This is a genomic window from Arenicella sp. 4NH20-0111 (assembly GCF_040366405.1).
GTDB lineage: Bacteria > Pseudomonadota > Gammaproteobacteria > Arenicellales > Arenicellaceae > Arenicella.
In genome coordinates, this window is sequence record NZ_BAABWF010000023.1 from 1 (window position 1) to 1,161 (window position 1,161).

Sequence of the window (1,161 nt, forward strand, 5' to 3'; positions counted from 1 at the left end):
AGTGTAATGTTGATGTTTTTTTCGTGCCATTTGAGCACCTCCATATAGGGTTTATATAACTATATAGGGTGTCTACTAATCATGGGTAACTTGGGCATATAACGCCTTTGCAAGGGGCGGCGCGTTTTCGCGACGTCCCGCGCAGTGAGTGAAACGAACGAAGCAAATTTTGCAAACCTGTTAGAGTTCTTTAGCACCATACTCGATCATAAGCTGTATGAAGTTTTCTTTATCATTAGGTGGATAATAAAAATAACCACCATCATATGAAATACGAAAATGGCCATAACATGACATGCATGGTGTACTTTCACGAGGAGGAAATATTGGCCATAACCAGCCAAATATAATTACTTCTTTTGGCGAAACTTCTTTGTAGCCTTGAACATTCGACCATGAAATATTTTTAGGTGAGCCGAATTTACGATTTAGCTTAATACCATTTTCAGAAAGTGTAATAGATAAAGCACAGAATGACATGAAAACAGAATACAGAACGATACCTACAGCAAAAGCTGCTATTGCACTTTTTGTTAATAAGTAAATGCCGTAGCTAGGCAAAAGGAAAAGAATTGCAACCTGTATGACACCTATAGCTATAAATATGAAGAAGTCATTTATATTTGAAACTGCCATCTTTGGCTTAATGTTATTCATATTGTAACTCTAACGCCTTTAAAACGGGCGCGCATCTTTTTGCGCGTCCGTGCAGCTTGCGGCATTTTCGTTTTTGATCTTGTTATGCATTTACTCTTCTTCCCCCTTTTTCACCCAAAAAAACATTAACTTGTCCGGGAAAAATAAACTCTATTTTGAGTTGTCCCATCTCACTTGGCTTCATGTAATCACCGCCCCAAAGCTCTTTACTACTTCCATCATACCCCCAGCTCCATAAATCATGACCGACACTTTTTAAGCCATCGATAATTCTATATGTCTCATCAAAGAAATCTTTATGAGATAAAGCTTTGAGTAGCCTGCCTTCTAAAATGCTTTTCAGTTCTTCAAGTTTTATCTCTCTTTGTTCTTCAGAAAAACTCTCCAGAAAGGCTCTACCAAATTTATTCATATCTCTAAATATGCATAACGCCTAAAGCAGCGGAAAACTAAAGTGTAGCGAAGCGAAGCTTTTGGTTTTCCGACTGCCTTTACTTGTTAAAC

At 37.8% G+C, this 1,161-nt stretch carries 2 protein-coding genes; both read right to left on the reverse strand.

Features of this window, described 5'->3' with window-relative positions; translation table 11 throughout:
• Window positions 1-180 precede the first annotated feature (180 nt).
• The gene (locus ABWW54_RS20055; protein ID WP_353414996.1) at window positions 181-657 is read right to left on the reverse strand and encodes a hypothetical protein; all 477 of its coding nucleotides are present in this window, start codon (window positions 655-657) and stop codon (window positions 181-183) included.
• Window positions 658-739: 82 nt separating this feature from the next.
• Window positions 740-1,069 carry a hypothetical protein gene (locus tag ABWW54_RS20060; RefSeq protein ID WP_353414997.1) on the reverse strand — a complete coding sequence of 110 codons (330 nt, stop codon included), beginning with the start codon at window positions 1,067-1,069 and terminating at the stop codon, window positions 740-742.
• Window positions 1,070-1,161: the final 92 nt, after the last annotated feature.

Coding starts and splice junctions, on each gene's coding strand:
- ABWW54_RS20060 (WP_353414997.1), bottom strand. CDS start 1,069: ATGAATAAATTTGGTAGAGCCTTTCTGGAGAGTTTTTCTGAAGAACAA.
- ABWW54_RS20055 (WP_353414996.1), bottom strand. CDS start 657: ATGAATAACATTAAGCCAAAGATGGCAGTTTCAAATATAAATGACTTC.